At 39.0% G+C, this 21,124-nt stretch carries 21 protein-coding genes; 15 read left to right on the forward strand and 6 right to left on the reverse strand.

Going from position 1 to position 21,124, the window contains the following annotated elements:
* Positions 1-38 precede the first annotated feature (38 nt).
* From ACZ5YP_RS00815 to ACZ5YP_RS00855, 9 genes are all read left to right on the forward strand, one after another.
* Positions 39-596 (forward strand): PH domain-containing protein, encoded by a 558-nt coding sequence (locus tag ACZ5YP_RS00815; RefSeq protein WP_464835356.1) that lies wholly within the window; start codon positions 39-41, stop codon positions 594-596.
* Between the two features lie 13 nt (positions 597-609).
* Positions 610-1,512: a hypothetical protein gene (locus ACZ5YP_RS00820; RefSeq protein ID WP_464835357.1), complete on the forward strand. Its 903-nt coding sequence runs from the start codon at positions 610-612 to the stop codon at positions 1,510-1,512.
* 66 nt (positions 1,513-1,578) lie between these two features.
* Positions 1,579-3,405 carry an indolepyruvate ferredoxin oxidoreductase subunit alpha gene (gene iorA, locus ACZ5YP_RS00825; protein ID WP_464835990.1) on the forward strand — a complete coding sequence of 609 codons (1,827 nt, stop codon included), beginning with the start codon at positions 1,579-1,581 and terminating at the stop codon, positions 3,403-3,405.
* 1 nt (position 3,406) lies between these two features.
* A complete protein-coding gene (locus ACZ5YP_RS00830) occupies positions 3,407-4,015 on the forward strand; it encodes an indolepyruvate oxidoreductase subunit beta (RefSeq protein WP_464835358.1) in 609 nt (202 codons plus the stop codon).
* A 316-nt stretch (positions 4,016-4,331) separates the two neighbouring features.
* Complete coding sequence (locus ACZ5YP_RS00835; protein WP_464835359.1) at positions 4,332-4,586, forward strand: hypothetical protein; 255 nt, start codon at positions 4,332-4,334, stop codon at positions 4,584-4,586.
* A gap of 145 nt (positions 4,587-4,731) precedes the next feature.
* Positions 4,732-5,667 carry a 6-pyruvoyl trahydropterin synthase family protein gene (locus tag ACZ5YP_RS00840; RefSeq protein WP_464835360.1) on the forward strand — a complete coding sequence of 312 codons (936 nt, stop codon included), beginning with the start codon at positions 4,732-4,734 and terminating at the stop codon, positions 5,665-5,667.
* A 42-nt stretch (positions 5,668-5,709) separates the two neighbouring features.
* Entirely contained in the window at positions 5,710-6,417 is a 708-nt protein-coding gene (locus ACZ5YP_RS00845; RefSeq protein WP_464835361.1) for a 7-carboxy-7-deazaguanine synthase QueE, read from the forward strand.
* Between the two features lie 98 nt (positions 6,418-6,515).
* Positions 6,516-7,289 carry a 7-cyano-7-deazaguanine synthase gene (locus tag ACZ5YP_RS00850; protein WP_464835362.1) on the forward strand — a complete coding sequence of 258 codons (774 nt, stop codon included), beginning with the start codon at positions 6,516-6,518 and terminating at the stop codon, positions 7,287-7,289.
* 99 nt (positions 7,290-7,388) lie between these two features.
* Entirely contained in the window at positions 7,389-7,814 is a 426-nt protein-coding gene (locus ACZ5YP_RS00855) for a CopG family ribbon-helix-helix protein (RefSeq protein WP_464835363.1), read from the forward strand.
* On the opposite strand, the gene ACZ5YP_RS00860 is transcribed toward ACZ5YP_RS00855, so the two are convergent.
* The 4 genes from ACZ5YP_RS00860 to ACZ5YP_RS00875 form a co-directional block, all read right to left on the reverse strand.
* The gene (locus ACZ5YP_RS00860; RefSeq protein WP_464835364.1) at positions 7,806-8,171 is read right to left on the reverse strand and encodes a DUF1667 domain-containing protein; all 366 of its coding nucleotides are present in this window, start codon (positions 8,169-8,171) and stop codon (positions 7,806-7,808) included. The two genes, ACZ5YP_RS00855 and ACZ5YP_RS00860, sit on opposite strands and share 9 nt — an antisense overlap.
* Entirely contained in the window at positions 8,168-9,451 is a 1,284-nt protein-coding gene (locus ACZ5YP_RS00865) for an NAD(P)/FAD-dependent oxidoreductase (protein ID WP_464835365.1), read from the reverse strand. The genes ACZ5YP_RS00860 and ACZ5YP_RS00865 overlap by 4 nt, the downstream gene beginning before the upstream one ends.
* Positions 9,424-10,911 (reverse strand): FAD-dependent oxidoreductase, encoded by a 1,488-nt coding sequence (locus ACZ5YP_RS00870; protein ID WP_464835991.1) that lies wholly within the window; start codon positions 10,909-10,911, stop codon positions 9,424-9,426. The genes ACZ5YP_RS00865 and ACZ5YP_RS00870 overlap by 28 nt, the downstream gene beginning before the upstream one ends.
* Before the next feature lie 95 nt (positions 10,912-11,006).
* On the reverse strand, positions 11,007-13,448 hold the full coding sequence (locus ACZ5YP_RS00875) for a thermonuclease family protein (protein WP_464835366.1): 2,442 nt from the start codon (positions 13,446-13,448) through the stop codon (positions 11,007-11,009).
* Positions 13,449-13,560: 112 nt separating this feature from the next.
* On the opposite strand from ACZ5YP_RS00875, the gene ACZ5YP_RS00880 reads away from it, so the two are divergent.
* The 4 genes from ACZ5YP_RS00880 to ACZ5YP_RS00895 are packed head-to-tail and all read left to right on the forward strand — an operon-like array spanning position 13,561 to position 16,483.
* Positions 13,561-14,169 carry an alpha/beta hydrolase gene (locus ACZ5YP_RS00880; RefSeq protein ID WP_464835367.1) on the forward strand — a complete coding sequence of 203 codons (609 nt, stop codon included), beginning with the start codon at positions 13,561-13,563 and terminating at the stop codon, positions 14,167-14,169.
* Positions 14,170-14,182: 13 nt separating this feature from the next.
* Entirely contained in the window at positions 14,183-14,455 is a 273-nt protein-coding gene (locus ACZ5YP_RS00885) for an alpha/beta hydrolase family protein (protein WP_464835368.1), read from the forward strand.
* Positions 14,456-14,468: 13 nt separating this feature from the next.
* Positions 14,469-15,761 carry an MFS transporter gene (locus tag ACZ5YP_RS00890; RefSeq protein ID WP_464835369.1) on the forward strand — a complete coding sequence of 431 codons (1,293 nt, stop codon included), beginning with the start codon at positions 14,469-14,471 and terminating at the stop codon, positions 15,759-15,761.
* Entirely contained in the window at positions 15,758-16,483 is a 726-nt protein-coding gene (locus ACZ5YP_RS00895) for a glycerophosphodiester phosphodiesterase family protein (protein ID WP_464835370.1), read from the forward strand. Before ACZ5YP_RS00890 ends, ACZ5YP_RS00895 begins: the two co-directional genes overlap by 4 nt.
* Here the strand turns inward: ACZ5YP_RS00895 and ACZ5YP_RS00900 are convergent.
* On the reverse strand, positions 16,480-17,493 hold the full coding sequence (locus tag ACZ5YP_RS00900) for a DUF7343 domain-containing protein (RefSeq protein ID WP_464835371.1): 1,014 nt from the start codon (positions 17,491-17,493) through the stop codon (positions 16,480-16,482). The two genes, ACZ5YP_RS00895 and ACZ5YP_RS00900, sit on opposite strands and share 4 nt — an antisense overlap.
* Positions 17,494-17,573: 80 nt before the next feature.
* Between ACZ5YP_RS00900 and ACZ5YP_RS00905 the strand changes: the two genes are divergently transcribed.
* Both ACZ5YP_RS00905 and ACZ5YP_RS00910 read left to right on the forward strand, forming a co-directional pair.
* The gene (locus ACZ5YP_RS00905; RefSeq protein WP_464835372.1) at positions 17,574-17,750 is read left to right on the forward strand and encodes a hypothetical protein; all 177 of its coding nucleotides are present in this window, start codon (positions 17,574-17,576) and stop codon (positions 17,748-17,750) included.
* On the forward strand, positions 17,747-19,186 hold the full coding sequence (locus ACZ5YP_RS00910; protein ID WP_464835373.1) for a sodium:solute symporter family protein: 1,440 nt from the start codon (positions 17,747-17,749) through the stop codon (positions 19,184-19,186). The genes ACZ5YP_RS00905 and ACZ5YP_RS00910 overlap by 4 nt, the downstream gene beginning before the upstream one ends.
* A 96-nt stretch (positions 19,187-19,282) precedes the next feature.
* Here the strand turns inward: ACZ5YP_RS00910 and ACZ5YP_RS00915 are convergent, their stop codons facing one another.
* Positions 19,283-20,986: a Na+/H+ antiporter NhaC family protein gene (locus tag ACZ5YP_RS00915; RefSeq protein ID WP_464835992.1), complete on the reverse strand. Its 1,704-nt coding sequence runs from the start codon at positions 20,984-20,986 to the stop codon at positions 19,283-19,285.
* Between the last annotated feature and the right edge of the window lie 138 nt (positions 20,987-21,124).

The raw sequence follows: 21,124 nt of genomic DNA on the forward strand, positions 1-21,124 counted from the left end.
ATCCTACATTATAATTATCAGTATAGTGGCTGGTATTAATGGAAGAGAAACTACCTGAAAAACTAATTGAAAACTTAGACCCCGACGAGAAAATCCTATACGCTGTTAAAAAGAAAATCGGGCTTGAAAAACCAAAATGGCTTGTAGTAACAAATAGAAGACTTATAGTCTTTGACGAGAAAATACTTGGAAGATATGAAATGAAAGCGATTCCATACGAGAGAGTAGAAAAAATACACCTACACATAGGGGCAATGGCATCAGAGTTTATAATAGAATTAGAAAAAGGCGAGAAGATAATACTTACATGGATGAATAGAGAAGAATCTAGAGAAGCAGTAAACGCTATTTACAATGCATTAAAATCACTGGCTGTAGAACCACCAGTCCTCGAAAAGAAAAAGGGTGTTGTAGGCGAAGACTGGATTTTACACAAATCAAAAGAACTACTCGTCAGATCAATAGGTCAGCAACGCCAATTACAAACATTAGAAATAGAATCGTTATTGAAGCAACTAGAAGAACTAAGAAATAAAGGTGTTCTCACAGAGGACGAATATAGGGAGAAGGTCAAGAAGATCTTAGAGAAGATATAACGAGGAAATCTACATGGAAGACAAAAGTATAGTTTCAATCAAGGGATTTAAAGTAAAATTGTTTAAACTAGGCGGTCTAGAGGTAGGTATAGCAATAGATGTAGGGCCTCGAATACTATACCTTGGACTAGTAGGTAGAGGAGAAAATATACTCGAGGTAGACCCGGAAACCGGAATGGAAACACCAGATGGATATTGGAGGTTGATAGGCGGGCATAGATTATGGATTGCACCAGAAGAATATCCTCGAACATATTCAATAGATGATAAACCAGTAAAAATCTCGATTGAAGAAAACTCAATAGTAGTTGAAGGACAACCAGAACGTGAAAACAACGTATTGAAGAGAATTAAGATAACGCCTGGCGCTACCAGTAATTCTCTACGAGTTATCCATGAAGTAGTAAACATTGGTAGATGGGAAGTGAAGTATGCTCCCTGGGCTATAACGGTTGTTAAACCAGGAGGTGTAGCTATTATACCAGTTAAACCCTTGAAGAGAGATAAACACGGTCTACAAGCAGATAGAGTTATATCTCTATGGCCATATACAACGTTGAGCGACCCTAGATTAAAATTTATAGACAACTATATCCTCGTACACCAAGACCTGGGCAATTACAATCCACTGAAAATCGGGGCTAGTGCTAATCCACCAATTATTGCATATTACATTGACAAATACTTGTTTATTAAAAAGACTGTGTTCGAGCAGGGTGAATACCCAGACCTTGGATCTAGTGTTGAAGTATACGTGTCGAGTAAATACCTTGAACTCGAAACACTAGCACCTCTCAAACTAGTTAAACCAGGAGGAATACATGTACATGTAGAAGAGTGGATTTTAATTGAAGTAGGGAGAATAGAGTTAACTACTAGTGTTTTAGATAGCATTCTAAATGAAATTTGTGGATAGCATTCTCTACTCTAATACATATTTTAACTTTACACCTCTGATATTAAACAGGTGATTAGAGAATTGGTGTTGCTCTCACCCCCAGGTACAAAGCTTCCTCTAATGGGTAATGAAGCTATTGCAAGAGGTGTTTTAGAGTCGGGGATAAGCGTTGTAACAGGCTATCCTGGTACTCCTTCAAGCGAGGTTATTATGACTCTACAAGAATACGCGGGAGAAGTAGACATATATGTTGAATGGGCTGTAAACGAGCGTGTTGCACTAGAAATCGCTATTGGAGCAGCTATTACAGGCGCTAGAGCAATGGCTACAATGAAAGCTCCTGGATTAAACGTTGCATCCGACCCACTGCTCTCAGCTGCCTATTCAGGTGTAGATGGCGGACTAGTAGTCTACGTTGCAGACGATCCAGGCCCCCATACAACCCAGACTGAACAAGATAGCAGGTGGTTTGGAGACCTCGCAAAGCTACCAGTTATATCGCCTTCTAATCCACAAGAAGCAAAAGACTACGTGAAAATAGCTGTTGAATTAAGTGAGGCATTAAACCTCCCTGTTATACTGAGAACTACTACTAGAGTCAGCCATGCAGTTGGAGACGTAGTATTCGGGGAAATCGAACAGCCCAGAAGGGCCCGGTGGTTTAAGAAAAACCCAGAGAGATTTGTAAGAGCTGGTATGTTGTGGAATTTAGAGAGGCATAAGTGGTTGAATAAACAGTTATCGATGGTTGAAGAAGTCTCAGAGAAATACAGGTTAAATAGAGTTGAGGGGGGTGGAGACCTCTGTATTGTAACAGAGGGCGCTGTATACAACTATGTCGCCGAGGCGGTGGCTGAGAAGAATATACCTGCAAAAATAGTTAAATTAGGTCTACTCTACCCATTCCCACGTAGATTTCTATTAAACAACATTAGAGAATGCAGAGAAATCCTTGTTGTTGAAGAACTAGACCCATACATAGAAGAGAAGTTGAAAACACTTCTATATGAATCAGGGTATTCAATACCAGTGAAGGGGAAGAGCACGGGACACATACCACTAGAAGGCGAACTAGATAAAGGCGTTGTACTGGAAGCTCTAGGCTATGAAAAACCACGTCAATGGATTAAACAAGAAAACGTGGCGAAGAGGCCTCCACCACTGTGTCCCGGGTGTCCTCATAGATTTACATTTCTCGCATTGAAACGCGCTATTATAAAGAAAGGGTTTAAACTAAGCGAAGTCCCCGTAATTGGAGATATTGGGTGTTATGCTCTAGCTGTTTACCAACCAATAGATATGTTGTGGACCGAGCACAGTATGGGAGCTAGTATTTCAATGGCTATGGGCATGAAAATAGCTGGTTTCAACAAGCCAGTTGTAGCTGTTATAGGTGATTCAACACTATTCCACGCTGGAATACAGTCGCTTATAGAAGCTATTAATAAACGCGTAGACCTACTTGTCCTAGTAGTAGACAATGAAGTAGTTGCTATGACGGGACACCAGTCGACGCCGGCGTGGCAGACGAGTGAAACTGGAAGATTGCTAAAACCAATAAACCTCGATAAACTAGTTGAATCATTAAATCCCGACTACTTAGCTATAGTAGACCCTTACAACTTTGAAGAAACCATGAAGACCATAGAAGAACTCCTCGATAAACCAGGCGTTAAAGTAGTTATTGCTAGACATCCCTGTGCTCTACTAGAAGCAAGAAAGAAGGGTGTTTCAAAGAGGTATTATGTTGATCCCAACGCGTGTACTGGTTGTAAAGCATGTCTTGTAACCACGGGGTGTCCAGCAATAATATTTGAAGAAGGTAAGGCTCACATAATACTCGAAGACTGTAATGGATGCGGGCTTTGTAGTAGATTCTGTACATTTAATGCTATAAAAGAGGTGGAGTAGAATGGAGGTTAAAAGAATACTCATTGCGTCCGTTGGCGGACAGGGTGGTTTAACACTAGCTAGAGTTATAGCTGAAGTGGCTGTTTTATCAGGGCTCTCGGTTAGAACTGGTGAAACACTTGGTATGGCTCAGAGGTATGGTAGTGTTGTAAGCTATGTGCAAATAGGTAGTAGAGTCTATACACCAAAATTCCTGCCTGGTGAGGCAGACTACTTAATCGGCTTGGAACTCGTAGAAACACTTAGAAATATACACTACTTGTCTAGTAGAGGAGTCGCAATTGTAGCAGATGAATACAGGCCTCCATACACTATGAGTTTTGAAAACCCGAAAGCAACACGCAATGATTTAATAGCGCGGTTGAAGTCCATACTCCCCTCAGCCATGATTATACCAGCGAGAAAAATAGCTGTTGAAGCCGGTAATCCACGTGCACTAAACATTGTATTATTGGGAGCATTCAACTCTATTGCTGGATTATTTGACCAGAACGTAGTCTACGAAGCTATAAAGAGAGTACTACCAAGAAAAGCCGTTGATACATCTATTAAAGCCTATGATATGGGATACGCGGTTGCAGAATCATTAAAGCATAGTATACCTATCTAGTTTTTCTTCTACTTGGTAATACCGTGATTGAACCCAAAACCATTGGTTTATAACCAGTGGTTTGGATAGTTTTGAATACCCTGCAAACACATATTTATTCTCGATGAAGAACACTCGATTCTCTGAAATAGTGATGAAGAGGCCTCGCTCCTGAATACTTCCGCAATGATTAGATGAAACCGTTTTTAAACACTGGGATATGGTATTACAATTGTAATACCTTGCAGAAGATCACTTGTTAAATCCATAGTGTGAAGTATTCCCCAAAAACCCCTTTTTTAAGTCAACTACGGCGATTTCACCAACGGTGCATGTAATGGCTGAAAACACAACGCCATCTATTAATGCATTGAACTCGTATTTCGAAAGAGAAATAGAAAACGTTAAAGAATACTATCTACCACTATTGTTACGTCTACTAGCAAAATGCAGTCACGCAGAGATAACTACTTGGATTAAAAAAGGAAGAGAGCTAATGAATAACAATGCATCATTACTAGAAAGATATATCATTGCAACCTCAATAAGAGAAAGAGTATTGAATTTAATACAAGAAGGATGCGTAGAGTAGAATCTCGAATTCCATCTCCAACTTTCTTTACCCACCATCTACCTATACTCTTTACATTAATTAGTCTTTCACTCTATGAGTCTAATCTAGCAAAGTAGGAGTTATACTTGCTATATTAATACAGAGTGAAATTCGAGGTGTAATTATGGAGGATAGAGAGTCTGGGATTTCCGAGTACTACACGAGAAAAACACTACTAACCCCCGAGTTACTATTAAGTAGCGGTTTTAACTACTATACTGGGAGATTAGATCAATTGATTGCATGGTTTCTAGTAGGTAAAAACAAACAATACATATATCACAGTGTCAACTGTGGAAGAAGCGAATCCTGTATTTCTATTTTCACAATTGAAAACAAAGTAAAACTATTAGTGGTAGATAGTAGTCTACTAGACTCCACTGATTTATGCAGTTCAATAATGAGTATTATTGACCAAGAAACCCCAAATATATTAGTAATTGATAAATCCATGGCTCCATCAATAGAAACATGTATTAAACACTACATTACAGGTCAAGGGATTTTAATTGATGTTATCCCCGTAGACACATCTGAATACATGGTTATATTCATAGAGAACATTACCAATATTGATTATGCACACTTCATGGCCGACTATCCAGGGAAGTGTAGAGCAACTCATGCACACTCATCTTACTACGTAGATGTAGTTATAGGTGGATTTAAAGCGCCCGACGGCATGGTTGTAGACTTCAATATTGTTAAGCGAATTGTAAAAGATGTTGTAAACGAATTTGACCATAAACTAGTTGTTAACAAGAAGTATGTTGTTGCAGTAAAGGATAGACATGTAAGAATATACTATGAAACAGTGGAGGGAATACACGACTATACACTCCCAATATCAGAAGTCAAAATACTAGATGAAGAACCAACTATTGAAAACATTACAAAATACATTGCCGAGGAGATCCTGAAGAGGATGCCAGGAAACGTAACATCAGTCGGAGTAATTCTACGTGAAGGAGTAGATAAAGGAGCTGTATATATTGCTAGAACTAAACCACTCTGGATGAAGAAACTAGAAGAAATACTTGTAAAATACTTAAACACCTAGCTCCTACTTTGACGCTTCAACTCGGGATTTAGGGGTTGAAAAGTGGATTCTAAAATAGTAATTCCAATAAGTGAAATATTCTACTCTATTCAGGGGGAAGGAGTTAATAGTGGAGTACCAGCTCTCTTCATAAGGGTATCTGGTTGCAACCTCAAGTGTGTATGGTGTGATACCAAGTACGCGTGGAGTAATGGTGAATTGTATACAGTAGAGGAATTGATTAATTTAATCCAGGAATTCAACGAGTTTTTAACTAGGCGAAGACACTTGGTTATTACTGGTGGAGAACCACTACTATGGCAGAAAGAGCTGTCAATACTACTAGGTATTCTAAAATCCAAATACACTGATTTATTCGTAGAAGTAGAAACAAATGGCACAATAAAACCAACAATAGAGTTTGACAATTACGTCTCCCAATACAATGTATCATTAAAACTAGGTAATTCCATGATACCTGAACGCGAGAGGCTCATACCAGAAGCTATAGAGTGGTTTAAAAAGAGTGGAAAAGCATACTTTAAATTCGTTGTTTTAAATGAAAAAGACGTTGAAGAAATACTTGGTCACCCACTACTCGCAGAGATTATTAGTAAACATAGAGATAGAGTGTTGTTTATGCCGCTTGCATCTACTAGAGAAGAATACATTGAACGAGCACCACTAGTTATAGAGTTATCTAAAAAGTATGGTGTTAGATTTTCCCCTAGAATACACATATGTATCTATAGTGGGAGACAGGGTGTTTAACAAGAAATTCAATCCACACATATAAACCTTTTTAGTTGAAATATAAAGCAAAACATAATTCTCTTAGATAATAATAGAATTGCTAATAGGCGATAGATATGAATGGATTAACGCCAGTTACGAATGAACCATGTAGAGTAATTGCAGTAGTCAGCGGGGGCCCGGATAGCATTTGCTACCTAGCTCTATGGCTTAGTAGAGGCTGTAATGCACACGTATTAACTTTTAACTATGGTCAAAAAGCACAGAAGGAAATAGAGATTGCTAAACAACTAGTAGTAAAACTAGATGAGTTGGCGAGAGAGAAAGGATGGGGTAGGATTATTGAACACAGAGTTGTCAACATGGAGTTTATGCGGGAATTGTGGAGGGGGACACAGTTAACAGATAGCACTGTGAAAATCGAAGAAAAATACACGCCAAGTGTTGTTGTCCCGATTAGAAACATTGTTATGCTTACTATTGCATCTGCCTATGCATACACTATTAGAGAATTAACTAATACAAAAACATTTGTTATATATGGAGCACAACTAAATGATGCTGTATACAATCCAGAAATAAGAGACTTCAACTACCCAGATTGCACTCCAGAATGCGTTTTATCTATTGAAACAGCTGTTAGAATGTGTCACTTTAGAAATATGCGAGACTTGGAATTATGGTCGCCGTCTCGAGAGTCTCTCACTAAACCCGAGCTCTTAGCGAAATGCTATGAGTTAATAGGCGACCTTATATATGACACGTGGAGTTGCTACCAAGAAGGAGACGTCCACTGTGGTCAATGCGAGAGCTGTCGTAATAGAGCAAGGAGTTTTAAAGAAGCTGGTTTAATAGATAAAACAAAGTATAGAGTTCCACTGCAATACTAAACCCTTGATTTTAATCACTGGAATAACTGTTTCTAACCACGTAGATACTGGTCCGCTCCTTATTAGCTTCAAATAGAAATAATTATAGTGGGTGTTTACTTGCAGGAGAATAAACCACTACGTGTTGGTGTATATCTGCCTAGCGAGCTAGCCGAGAAGCTCCACGAGTTGATGAAAGAACTAGAAATTGATAATTTCTCGAGAATTGTCCAAGAAGCGTTGAGACTATATATCTCTGAGCATGCCTGGAGAACAGGGGGTTTTGCAACAGGTGTTGTTGTAGTACTATATGATCATGAAATTGGACACGTAGATGAAGAACTAACCGATATACAACATGGTTTTCTAGATGTTATATCTGCATCAATACATATTCACCTAGATGAAAGAAACTGTATGTTGGTTATAGTGGTAAAAGGCAGTGTTGATTCAATTAAACAGTTTGTTGGAAGATTAGAGAGAGTACGTGGAGTAAAACTAGTTAGACCCTTCCTCGTCTCGTCTCTTGAAACAACTTCAAAGTAATTCAATTCTCTTAACACGCCGTGTTGCAATAATATCTGTTCCACAGATATCTCTAATTACAACGTCTCCTATTTCAACCGGGGCCTCTAGTTCTATTTTTGCTAGTTGCTCCATTATCCTCCATATACAGTCCTTTGGTACTGGGCTCCGTGTAACAACCGATACTGTTGGCATATCACCGTTTTTTACTCTTACAACACTCATTACGTGTCTGCGTGGTTCTAGTACTTCTTGTTTAGCATATTCTACTCCTCTTGGACACTGATTTCCATATACTTGTATCTCTCTATCTTTCACAATAACTCTCAGTGTACAACTAGCTGGACACATTATACAGTAGAGTTCAAGCTCCTTCATTGTCTAGGAGTCACCTGTATTGTTATTTTATCATCACTGCTCATTTTCTTGAAGTGTTCTGGTTTAAGCTTTATTCTAATCATTTCAGATGGTCTTACACCATAACTGAATACTCTATAGTTTACCTCTGGTATTTCTATATACACGTTTTTCTCGGGTTGTGAAACTCTAGCATATAATACTACTTCTCTCTTTCCACTGATGTAGTGTGGTACGATGAGACGTATATTCCTCCCCTTAACAACTCTAATCCACTTCTCACTTGGTAATCCATTATTCTCGACGAATTTGTGTGCACCTTCTCCGGCTCTCTCACCTTGTTCAACAGCATAGTCGACTAAATCGTTTATTACAAGGGCGTTTCCAGCAACAAATATACCTGGTTTACTAGTCTCTAAGTATTCGTTTACTACAGGACCCCCTGTTGCCGGGTCTATGACAACACCTATTTTCTCGAGTAGGTCTATGTTTGGTCTTAAACCAGCTGACACGATAACAGTGTCACATGGTATTTCAAACTCTGTCCCCGGTATGATCTTCAAGTTCTCGTCTACTTTTGCAACAATGACTTTCTCTACTCTCTTTTTACCAATAATTTTTACAACTGTGTGTCCTAGGAGGAGGGGTATATCGTAGTCTCTTAGACACTGTACTACATTTCTCATTAATCCACCTGGATATGGTAGTATTTCTACTACTGCTTTAACTCTAGCTCCTTCTAGTGCAAACCTTCTAGCCATAATTAATCCTACATCTCCAGATCCAATTACTACTACTTCTCTACCCGGGAGAACTCCAAATATATCCATTAGTGTCTGGGCCTCGCCAGCTGTATATACACCGTCTACTCGGTCTCCATAAACACCTATTTCAAATATGTGTCTTTCCCGTGCGCCAGTAGCATAGATAATTGTCTCTGCGTGTACTTCTAAGACTCCACTTGGCGATATGACGTTTACTACTTTGTCATTGTAGTCAATGTATTCAATACTGTGTACATACGTTTTCGTCAAATACTCTGTTTTCGACTCTACTAGCTTGTCTAAAAGCCTTGTAATAAACTCTGTACCAGTTAAATCTTGTTTATAATAGTGTATTCCAAATCCCGGGTGGATGCATTGTAGTGGAATACCGCCAAGTACATCGCGGTTTTCAATGAGGAGTGTTTTCAATCCTTTCTCTCTTGTTTTTATAGCTCCTGCTATTCCAGCTGGTCCTCCACCAATAACTACTGTATCATAGTAGAGAGTTTTCAATGCACACTCACCTTTTCCCTCCATAGTTTTTTAACATCTCCAATACCATATGGTGAGTGTTTAACTACTACTTCTTGTAGCGGTATGCCTAACTCCATGGATATAATGTTTGCAACCCGCCACCTGCAAAATGAACCCTGACACCTGCCGAAACCAGTGTATACTCTGAATTTTACACCGTCAACTGTAACTCTCGCTCCAATTTTCTTTATTCTCTCAATAGCTTCCAAAACCTCTGCTTTAGAAACCATTTTACAATAACATATTATCTCTCCGTAATTAGGATTGGATTTAACCAGTTCGTCTATTTCATCAAGTCTTTTGTTTTTAATTCTAGTGATATCTCTTCTATATGGATTCCATTTTTGTTTCTCAACGAGTTTTACATCGTATGTTTCTCTAATCAAGTCTAATACGTATTCCGCTATGGCTGGTGCTGCTGTTAATCCAGGTGATCTTATTCCAGCAACGTTTACAAATCCCCATGGATCACTATATGCCTTGATCAACCAGTGCCCACCCGGGGGTTCTGGTCTAACACCCGCGAAAACCCTAATTACACGGTTTTTAGGAGGCGGGTTTTTCAGTATTCTCGCGGCTTCTCTATATATGTATTCAATACCCTCTCTACTAGTCGAGGTGTCTTCTTTGAATTCGTATGGCATGTCTTCGGCTGTTGGCCCTATCATTAGATTTCCGTGAACAGTAGTAATAGCATATACACCTTTCGTCTTGGGTGTTGGAGTTGTATGGAGGATTATTCGGGGTTTTGATTCTACTGTTTCATCGAATAATATGTATTCTCCTTTTCTAGGAGTGATTTTGAATTCTGGCTCAACCCCCGCCATATGTGATATAGTGTCTGCATGGAGGCCGGCCGCGTTCACTACAATATCTGCTTGTATAAACCCCTTGTTTGTTTCAACACCTAGAACTCTCCCACTCGAAATCCTTATATTTCTAACTTCTGTTTCAACAAGTAGTTTTACACCGTTGTCAACAGCGTTCTCGATTATTGCTGGTACTGCTTCGAATGGAGAGATCAATCCTGCTGTTGGAGCATATAGTGCTCCCTCTACACCTGGATTTACAGCTGGCTCAATTACTTGTACTTCGTTTTTATCTAGTATTCTCACACCTGGAACGCCATTTCTCGAAGCGTATTCAAGGTATTTACGTGCTTCTTTTTCCTCAGCGGTGTTCGTATAGAGCATTAACTCGCCCGGCCATGTTGACAGTATTGATAATTCTCTTACCCATTGCCTCCAAAGCATATTTCCTCTAACACAGAGCTTTGCTCTTAATGGATGTTGATCGGGGTCTTCTTCATGACCTGGATGTATTATTGAGGTATTTGCTTTACTTACACCCCAGCCAACATCAGGTTCTCTCTCTAGGACTATGACTTCTAGCCCCTGATACCTTGACAACACGCGTGCTATAGAAGCCCCTACAACTCCACTACCAATAATCACTATTTTCAATACACTCAAAAACAACACCTAATCCTTAGTGTCAATTAAAGAAGTTAGAGGGGTAAAATACGGGAAAAATAGATTCTAGATTAATTCCTAGCTATCTACTTTTTTCTTGTGAGTTGCAGTAACAGTGCTATTGCTAAAACGAGTGCTACTACTCCTACTATGCCAGTCGTGGTATAATCGGGCACTAGTAACGTTTTCGTCTCTGTTTCAGTTTGATTTATAGTTACTGGTATTAATGAGTACAGAGTCTCTCTCGCCGTGGATACAATGGTTTGTATAGTTGTTTTTGTTTCAATACTGGTTTGAATCAACGTAATCGTCTCTGTCAATGATACCGTCTTCTCTACTAATTGCGTAGTTGTCGCTGTTAATGTCTTGGTTTCAGTAGTGGTTACCGTTGTAGTCTGAGTTGTAGTTGATGTAATAGTCGTTGTTGTCGGAGGCTGAGTAACAGTAACAGTTGTTGTTAATGTCTTGGTTTCAGTAGTAGTAACTGTAACAGTTGTTGGAGTAGTCGGAACAGTTGTTCCAGGTATGGTGGTTGGAGTAGTAGGAGTTGTAGGTGTAGTTGGAGTAGTAGTCTCTGGTGGAGGTGGAATAGGCTCTGGGTTCTGGCTCTCCGGATAGTTGCCTGATAGATAATATGCAACTAGATTGTCGCCTTCAACAGTTAATATCACTATTCTACCAGGGCTACCACTAGGGAGAACAACTATGTTTACTGGTATTACACTAACTCCGCTTTTGTAAATAGGTATTACGTATTTTCCAAGTAGACTACTCGTCTCATTGTAGAAAACTAGGTGGATATTATAGTTGCCTGTTGAAAGGTCTTTCACACCGTAGACTATGGGGAATAATCTACTACTAGAGTCGTATGCTACTCTGACATAAGCAGAGTTTTTATCGGCTACTGGTACTAGCCCAGTATTGACTCCATCAATACCAATAAGAGTAGTGTTTACATAGCCACGCGCACTATAAGCAAGCAACCACTTACTACTACCACCAGCAATCCATGAATAATAAGTAGTGTCATTACCATAATCAAACAGTGTATTCCTTGATACATCGCCTGTGGAGAGGTCTACGACTGCATATGCTATTGAAGAAGCCGTGTCGTTGTAAACTATGAGTGCTCTACCACCACTAGCTAGTAGACTAGAATGCATTGGATACACGTTGTTATAAGAGTAGTAAGTATTATTAGAGACGTAAGTTGTTGGTGATGGACCTTGATCACCAGTTCTATTATCCACTGGCATCCTATTAATTGATATACTACCCCCTGCTACACTACCCATCCATAATTCAATGTCGTATCCAGTTGTATCAGTGTAATTTCTTGCTACCACTATAAACTTCTTTGTAACCGGATCAAATAGCACACCACTCAATACATCTATTCCGACAGCAATGCCAATATGATCAGATGATGGAGCTTTTGTACTTAAATTCAATGGGTATCCACTACTCGGTATTCTAGTTGTGAGGTTGGAGGCAATAGCATAAGTGTAAGTCAACTGGTTGCGGTGGTAGACAACAATCCAATAGCAATCACTAGTTTCACAATACCAAGTTGTATGTGGATGGTATTGAAATGTTCCATTAAATAAGTAGTAGAACTGCCTTATACTCTCATTGTATGGTATTGATTGATTGGGGTCTATAGGGATGTAAGTATATAATACTATACTGGAGCGTGGTGAGCCAGCACCTATTACTGTGCTATACTGTGTCCATGTTACTAGGAAGCCCGTGTTGTTTGCTGCTAGTGATAGCATTCCACGGAATACATTGGTTCTATTAACTAGATTGTATTGAACTGCTACATCACTAAGATTAACTCTTCTCACAATATTACCGTATTTATCTAGTATTACAACCCATAAGTGGTAGGTATTGTGCTCTGAAAACGCCACTCCAACGTAGTTTCCATCTGGAGTTACAGCTATTTTAACACCCCACGAGGTATCGTATGCTATTGGTGTACTTGCTACTACTACTCTCTTTAAAATAGGTGGTTTTTCTCTTTCAACGGGGTATTCAATGTATAGACTCCATTTTTCAGGGTCGAAGTCGTTGTCTGTGTAGTCTTTTATATTTGCATATCCATTTTCAACCATCCACTTGTTTATATTTAGTAGGTTTGTTGCGTCGAGTCTTACATATACTACTGCTATTACTCTGCCATAGGGGTCTACTCCCCTGGATTTATCAATGTCTAAGTAGACTACTCCTCCATGCTGTGCTATTATATATGTTAGTGCTTGTTTTGCTTCTTCGCCCTCAGTGGTGTTAACTGGTGGTGCTTCTATATCTGCTAGTCTAACAATACTTCTATATGAGCCATTAACAAGTACTGGTGGCGATATACGTATAGTGTCTCCATCTATTACCTCGGTTACAACTACTCTTGCATGTGGGAAGTCACTGTGTACTCCTATCGTGGTTTGAGCTGTGGAGGTTTGAATCGCCATAGAGGCTATTATTGTGAAAACCAGTATTAGTATGGATATAACTGTAGTTTTATTCATAACTAATACACCATGACTTGTTGATTATTTATTATCTAGAGTAGTATAAAAATAGATTTTATAATTAAAAAAGTATTTATATCAATGCCTATGTATTTTAATTGGGGGTTTAATGGATCCCTTATTACTCGTTGCCTCTGTAATCCTTGGAGTAATAATAGTACTACTCGTTTTAATACTGGTAATTTCATTTATGGCTGCTGGTAGATTAGCGAGCCCTCCAAGAAAGATCCTTAAGTGGACTCCAAAAGACCTTGGATTAGAATACGAAGATTTTACATTTAAGACACGTGATGGAGTTGAATTAAAGGGCTGGTTGGTTAAGGGTGGTGATAAAGCAGTAGTATTAATACACGGGTATACTTCTAGCAAGTGGGATGAAGACTATATGAAGCCCGCTCTCGAAACACTTGGAAAAGCTGGTTTTACAGTATTGGCGGTGGATATGAGGGCTCATGGTGAGAGTAGTGGTAGTGTTACAACACTTGGTTATAAAGAGTCTGATGACGTTGTAGACATGGTAAACCTTCTCAGAGAAAAGGGGTTTAGAAAAATAGCTGTCTACGGTTTCTCTATGGGTGGAGCTATTTCAATTATGACTGCTAGTAAAACAAGCGTTGATGCTGTAATACTTGATAGTCCATATGTAGATGTAAAAGCTTCTGGTAGAAGATGGATTAATAGAGTAAGAGGCCCAATGGGGGGCCCTTCTGAGAATTAGCTATCCATTGATAATGAAGTTTACAGCGTCTAAAACACGTGTTAACCCCGATGATCTCGTAATGTATAAGTATGCAGAGAAAGTTAAAGCACCTGTACTACTCATAGCGCCAACCAAAGACGACTTAATATCTCTCGAAGAATATAAAGCACTATATGAAGCATTAAAGAAGTCTTCACTAAGCGTAGAAGCATGGTTTGTTGACACAAGACACGTGGGTGCTTGGAAGGATTACAGTGTAGAATACAAAACGAGACTCATAGACTTCCTATCTAAGTATATGTAGAGGGGTGGTTTAAATGAAACACCTAGTTTTAATTGGACTACTAGTTCTATTTTATTTCACAGCGAATTACATGTATGCAGCTGTTGTTAAATCAATGTGGCAAGAGGGAGTTATACCGGGCGCCGAACACGAATACGAAGCTATTGCCGGATTATGGTTTGTCACAATACCGAGTATTATAGCTATAATTCTCTCTATACCAATGGGTGTACTTGCAGATAAACTTGGAAAAACAAAAATCCTAGTTGTAACAGGATTGTTAATGTCTATTGGATTATTCCTAGTTGGTGCCTCGCAAGGATTAGCCATGCTGAGCCTAGGTTTTGCATTATTCGCTATTGGAATGCAGGGCATATATCCAGCTGTAATGGGTATAATAGCAGATACTACACCCGAAGAACGTAGAGGTACTGGATACGCCATATACTATGCTTGTACAGTAATAGGTTATCCACTAGGATTAATAGTAGGCTTACTACTAGCTTGGAGAACGGGGTATACTGGACTAGGTGCCCTCGTATTAGTCTTTACATTTCTAGTATTTACACCACTTGAAAAAATCTACAAGACTCTACCAAGTAAGAGAGTAGAGGGTGGAGAGTATAAGGCAAAAGTGGCTTTAAAGACTATTACTACACCTGCTATTGTAGCGCTATTTGTATTGATCTTCTTCTGGGGAATACCATGGGGGGCAATTACAAGATATGCAGTTAACTTCTTAATGGATGCATGGGGCGTTAGCAAGGGAACGGCGACAATAATACTGACGCTGTCTTCTATATCGATAATAATTGGCCATATTATGGGTGGAATACTCGCAGATCGTAGAGTGAAAAAGGGAGATATACTTGGAAGAGTAAAAATCAGTATACTGGGTGTTACCATCGGTATCTTGGTAATGCTATCATTTGTTCTATATCCATATCCATTTGGAAGAGAAGAACTAGCAGTATTATTGCCACCAGCAATACTCGCACTAGCTGGAATGATGTTTACTACTCTAGCATACCCTAATATTAGTAGTGTACTCAGCGAGGTAACGAGACCAGAGTATAGATCAACAGTATTCGCCGTATTCAACATACTCAACAATCTTGGATGGGGTCTTGGCCCAACACTATATGGACTACTAAAAGACTATTACTATACATCATTGTCTCCGGGTCTTGCCCACCAAGAAGCCATAGCGACTGCCTCCAAATACTCGATTACAACTATTGTATTATTGTGGCTGATACCACTAGTTATATGGATATTATTATTGAAACTATATCTGAAAAGCCGTATTGTAGAGTCTAAGGGGTGAGGTATACGAGTACTAGTCAACCACTAATAATTGGACATAGAGGCTATTCAGCTAAATACCCTGAAAACACGATAGTATCATTCCTAGCGGCACTATACCATGGAGCAGACGGTGTAGAACTAGACGTCTGGTTGAGTAGCGACGGTATTCCAGTAGTTATACACGATGAATCAACGAAGAGGGTTTCAGGTGTAGACTTACTCGTTAAAAAGAATAGTCTCTTAGAACTTAGAAAAGCATATCTTGGAATGGGCCAGGTTATACCGACACTTGAAGAAGTATTTACAGCTCTACCGAGAAATAAACTAGTACTAGTTGAAGTAAAAGACTTAGACGCGGTTGAAAGCATTGTTGAATTAATTAAGAAGTATAATAGACTAGAATCCACAGTACTCATAAGCTTTATACCAGAAGTATTGGTTAAAGCACGCGGATTATCCAGCGAGTTAAAAATAGGATTAAATATTGACAGCATGGAGAAGGCGCAGTGGGGTTGGAGTAAACATGGAGAGTTAAAACTATACTCTATCAACCCGCCTATTGAAGGATTAAAAATGTTTAGATTCTTCGCCGGGATGTATTTGAAACAAGCTAGAAACGCTGGTTTAAAGATCTACCTGTGGACTGTAAACGACCCACGTGACGCTAAAGAATGGAGTAGTAGTGTAGATGGAATTATTACTGACAATGTTGAAGAAATAGTTAAAGCTCTACGAGGCTAGATCTTTTCTTTTTCAACTACTCCCTCTCTATATACTTTCTTATACGGGATTAATGGAGCAAAGTTACCGGTTATTTCATCTACTGTTTTTAAGTCCAGGTCTTCTGCAACACGATATTCCTCTACAGCTGACTTCAAAATACTAGAGTGTATACCAGTTACTAGTGAATAGTATTCGAGGCCTTTCTCGGGGTTTCTCCTGTATTCTTCGATTGAACTGAGATAAATTGATGCAATGGTGTGTCTTGTTCTCTCATCTAGTTTATTTGAAATAGCTAGAGTGCAACAAAAGTGAATGTCGATATCGCTTGGTGTAATAATGGGTTTAAACCCCTTGGATTCTAGTTCTAGGTATACTGGGTGCCATGTAACAACATAGCCTCTATTATTCTTCTTTTTCAACAATGCATAGGGGTCGTCATAGTAGACTGTTTTACTAGCTGGAATTAACTCCTCTGTAATCAATAAGTGTCTTGTGTAATCCATTGTTGTAATCATACTCGAGTATATGGGGCCTTCACCGCCGAGAGATAGCACTCTAAATCCCCCCTTTAACCCGGCTAGTATAATGGTGTAGTTTCTATATGCAGGGTATAGGTATAGCTGGCTTGGTAGTGGTGATAATGCAATATCTATTAATCCTTCTCCAAGAGCTCTTGTAAGTTTTAATCCGTCTCTAAATGGAGTGATTTCTACTCTAAAACCCTTTCTCTCTAGTTTTTTAACGAGGCTTTGTAGGAATAAATATTCACTAGAGTAAACTATGCCTAGCCTCAATATCTTTTCATTGAAGACTATATTCTTTTCTGTAATACCTGGGGGTATATAAATCAGCTTGTTCCTGCCAACAACAACTCTATTAATCAATCCCTCTTTTTCAAGCTCGGAGAGGATTTCGGATACTCTACTCTTAGATACGCCTAGTGCTCTATGTATGTAAGACTGTGGAATATACGAGCCCTGATGTAAACTAAGTAGCTCGAGAATTTTTTCTCTTAGTTTACTCTTCATCTAGCTCACTGTGAAATATTTTTAAAGTTTACGGATTATTAAACATTTATGGATTACCGAACAAGTGTTCGGTGTTCAAAATGAAGAGAATATATACGCTTATACAGCTATGTTTATTGGCGTCTATGTATATAGTACCATATACTCTACTTGCTGGAACAAGTGGAATAGAGTTGTTTACATATTGGACTCTAACTACTCTACTCTCTGGTGTTATCGCTATTCTATATCTAGCTAAAAGAGGTGAGAAAGAGTGAAAATAGAGTTTCTCGCTATTCTAGCTCTCTATGTATTTGGAGGAACAATACTAGCAGTATTTTCAAAGAGGTTTTTCCAGAAAAACATACGCGACTACTATGTGGGAGGTAGTAGGCTAGGCCCATTATTAACGGCTGGTACTTATGCTGCAACTACTTATAGTGCATTTATGATGATTGGTCTTGTTGGATTAACGTATGCAACTGGTGTTGGAGCTTTAGGGTTTGAACTACTATATCTGGCTGCAACAGTATTTCTATTGTCTACTATAGGGTATGAAGCATGGAGAATGTCAAAGAAGTATAATTGGATAGCTCCCTCGCAAATGCTGGGTGATCTATATGGTAGTAGAAGCCTCAGTATACTAGTCTCTATTATATACTTGTTTGCAATGCTTCCATATCTCGCCGCGCAGATTCAAGGATTGAAAGCAATGTTTAATTATGGTGGTTTAAGCGAAGAATTGGCTCTGCTAATTTCTTCTATACTGGTATACCTATGGATTGTAATAGCTGGATTGTGGAGTGTGGCTTTAACCGATGTATACCAGGGTTTAATAATGCTTATTAGTGGACTCGCCTATTTCGCATGGATCATACTGGTGTTTACTCCATCAACAGGTTTTTCTCTAAACGAGGTCTTCAGGGTGCTCGGTGAAAAAGGATATCTTGGATTAACGGGTTTCTGGTCTCTACCAGTATTTCTAGCCTATACTATACCATGGATGTTCTTCGCCGTGACAAATCCACAAGTTGTTGTTAGACTCTATATGCCTAGAGATGAAAAAGCATATAGGAGGGGTGTATTCTACTTCTTTGTCTATGGCTTCCTCTATACATTAATAGTTGTAGTGGTGGGTTTAATTGCAAGAGGGCTGGCAATACTTGGTTTTATACCAGGCGATCTACCGAGAGACTCTGTAACCCCATGGTTAATTAATAGAATACATCCACTGCTTGGTTCACTAATAGCTATATCTGTAATTGCAGCTGCTATTTCAACAGCAAACAGTATTGTATTAGCAATATCTGGCAGTATACTGGCTTCTACTAATAAACAAAATGGTTTGACAATAGCGAGAATAATAGACGCCATGCTAGTAGTAGCGGCAACCCTTATAGCTAGAGCAAATATAGGGTTTATAGTTGACTTATCAGTACTTACTAGTGTTATACTCCTCCCATTAGCACCTGTAACAATAGCGGGATTATACTTTAACGTGAAAAACAAGTACGCTAAAACCTCTGCAATAATAGGTATAGTTATCGGAGTATCTATTGCAACCTACTACGCCTATACACTTGGACCAAGAAGAGCATTTATAGAACGAGTATTTGACCTACCAATCTCACTACTAGTTCTAGTGTCTTCAACAATCATATTGGTGACCGGGGTGCTAATTGGAAAGAAGTTAACACCATGTTTTAAACAATGAAAAATATTCAATTAAAAACACGTAGATAGATTATTTCAGAGGAGGGAAATAATTAAAAGAGAAAAGAGTATTGTGTATTTGTTTTACAGAAACAATCTATTCTATTTTATAGTCTTCAAGTACTTCTGGTAATCCTTTCTTCTTTGTATACCATTTGTTTAGTAGTCTATGTAGTACTATTAGAAGAACAGCACCTATCAATACTAGTATTATTCCAGCATATGGAGTAGGTGTTATTGACAGCCAAATTGCTAGTGTAACGTATAGTATTAATGAAACAAACGCGGCTAGTGTTCCATATGGTATTTGTGTCTTTACGTGGTCTATGTGGTCACAACCACTAAACATCGAGGACATAATAGTTGTATCGCTTATTGGTGACACGTGGTCGCCGTATATACCACCACCGAAAACCGCTCCAATACTAGCAGCTGTAACTATATATGCTAGTTCAACACTACCGGTTTGAACCAGTGCAGCAATCCACGCTAGGGGTACAGATAGCGGCATCATTATTCCAAAAGTACCCCAACTAGTACCAGTTGTATAAGCTATAAACATTGATACAAGGAAGACTACTAGTGGAATCCAGTATACTGGTATCATTGTAACAGTTCTCGCTATTATATAGTCGGCAGTTCCTACTTCACTAACAGCTGTTTTAATAGTCCAGGCTAGGAGTAGAATAGCGTTTGCAAGAGTCATTAAGTAAAAGCCTTTTATAGTAGCATCCATAGCTTCTTTAAAGCGGAGGGCCCTGGTCCCTAATGCTCCAATTAAAGCTATGAGATAGGCTATGAAACTACCCCATAGTAGAGGAGTCGATGGATCTGCATGGGATAACGCGTCTATTAAACTCGCCTGATACCACTCAGAAACCACTTTATTTTCAACTAGTGCTTGTCCACCTGTATACCATAAACCAATGAGGGTTACAGCTATTAGTGCAAAGACAGAGAGAGCAAACAACCACCATGGAGCTCTCTTCTCTGTCTTTGGTTCTCCAATAATAGTCTCTGTTGGCATTAGTGGAACTGCTCCATCTCTCAAGACCTTCCCGGTTTTCACAGCTCGTAGTTCAGCCTCTAGCATTGGACCAAAATGCCTCCTTGTTATAACCACGAGGAAGACTAGTAGTAATGCTAGGAAGGAGTAGAAGTGGTATGGTAGTCCTCTAAACCACAATCCATAGGGTCCTATTTCTGGTGCAGTACTTATTACTCCCTCTTCTACTTTGGCATTGATTGCTTCCAGAGCGTCTTGGATAGTACTTACCTCCATTCCAATCCATGTTGATACAAACATTATTCCTGCTACTGGTGCAGCTGTTGAGTCTACGATATAACTAAGTAATTCTCTACTAACTCTAGCTTTGTCTGTGAGAGTTCTCATAGTGTTTCCAACTATTACAGTATTGGAATAGTCGTCAAAGAAAACTAATACACCGAGAATTGATGCTATGAGCGATGCTCCTCTAGAAGACTTCACCTTCTTAATCAATACTTCTGCTATACTATGCATTGCACCCGAGACATATAGTACTCCCACAAAAGCTCCTATTACGAAGTCGAATAATAGTATTGTGGCATTCCATGAATCAGTAATGTTTCCAACAATCCACTCAAAAGTCTTTATTGTACCAGCTATGGGGTTGTATGCTGTGTACATTAATGCAGCTATCCATACACCTAGGAATAGTGAGGGGAGAACCTGGTCTGTAATCATTGATAGTGTTATTGCTATTAATGGTGGTAGTAGTGGGAATGTATAGTATCCAAATCTCTCTACATCGTATGCCATTAATCCAATTAATAGAATTATTGCTACTACGAGTATTTTCAAATAGCGGGTTTTATTGACGCTCATGGTTTATACCCTATTATAATAGAGAGTCTAGAATATATATACTTTGATGTTGAAAAACAAAACGTGTCAATT

It is taken from the genome of Sulfophobococcus zilligii (assembly GCF_055398255.1).

Excerpts from the sequence above, each read along its gene's own strand:
- ACZ5YP_RS00815 (WP_464835356.1), top strand. The coding sequence starts at position 39 with ATGGAAGAGAAACTACCTGAAAAACTAATTGAAAACTTAGACCCCGAC.
- ACZ5YP_RS00820 (WP_464835357.1), top strand. The coding sequence starts at position 610 with ATGGAAGACAAAAGTATAGTTTCAATCAAGGGATTTAAAGTAAAATTG.
- ACZ5YP_RS00830 (WP_464835358.1), top strand. The coding sequence starts at position 3,407 with ATGGAGGTTAAAAGAATACTCATTGCGTCCGTTGGCGGACAGGGTGGT.
- ACZ5YP_RS00835 (WP_464835359.1), top strand. The coding sequence starts at position 4,332 with ATGGCTGAAAACACAACGCCATCTATTAATGCATTGAACTCGTATTTC.
- ACZ5YP_RS00840 (WP_464835360.1), top strand. The coding sequence starts at position 4,732 with ATGGAGGATAGAGAGTCTGGGATTTCCGAGTACTACACGAGAAAAACA.
- ACZ5YP_RS00850 (WP_464835362.1), top strand. The coding sequence starts at position 6,516 with ATGAATGGATTAACGCCAGTTACGAATGAACCATGTAGAGTAATTGCA.
- ACZ5YP_RS00860 (WP_464835364.1), bottom strand. The coding sequence starts at position 8,171 with ATGAAGGAGCTTGAACTCTACTGTATAATGTGTCCAGCTAGTTGTACA.
- ACZ5YP_RS00865 (WP_464835365.1), bottom strand. The coding sequence starts at position 9,451 with ATGGAGGGAAAAGGTGAGTGTGCATTGAAAACTCTCTACTATGATACA.
- ACZ5YP_RS00875 (WP_464835366.1), bottom strand. The coding sequence starts at position 13,448 with ATGAATAAAACTACAGTTATATCCATACTAATACTGGTTTTCACAATA.
- ACZ5YP_RS00880 (WP_464835367.1), top strand. The coding sequence starts at position 13,561 with ATGGATCCCTTATTACTCGTTGCCTCTGTAATCCTTGGAGTAATAATA.
- ACZ5YP_RS00885 (WP_464835368.1), top strand. The coding sequence starts at position 14,183 with ATGAAGTTTACAGCGTCTAAAACACGTGTTAACCCCGATGATCTCGTA.
- ACZ5YP_RS00890 (WP_464835369.1), top strand. The coding sequence starts at position 14,469 with ATGAAACACCTAGTTTTAATTGGACTACTAGTTCTATTTTATTTCACA.
- ACZ5YP_RS00900 (WP_464835371.1), bottom strand. The coding sequence starts at position 17,493 with ATGAAGAGTAAACTAAGAGAAAAAATTCTCGAGCTACTTAGTTTACAT.
- ACZ5YP_RS00905 (WP_464835372.1), top strand. The coding sequence starts at position 17,574 with ATGAAGAGAATATATACGCTTATACAGCTATGTTTATTGGCGTCTATG.
- ACZ5YP_RS00915 (WP_464835992.1), bottom strand. The coding sequence starts at position 20,986 with ATGGCATACGATGTAGAGAGATTTGGATACTATACATTCCCACTACTA.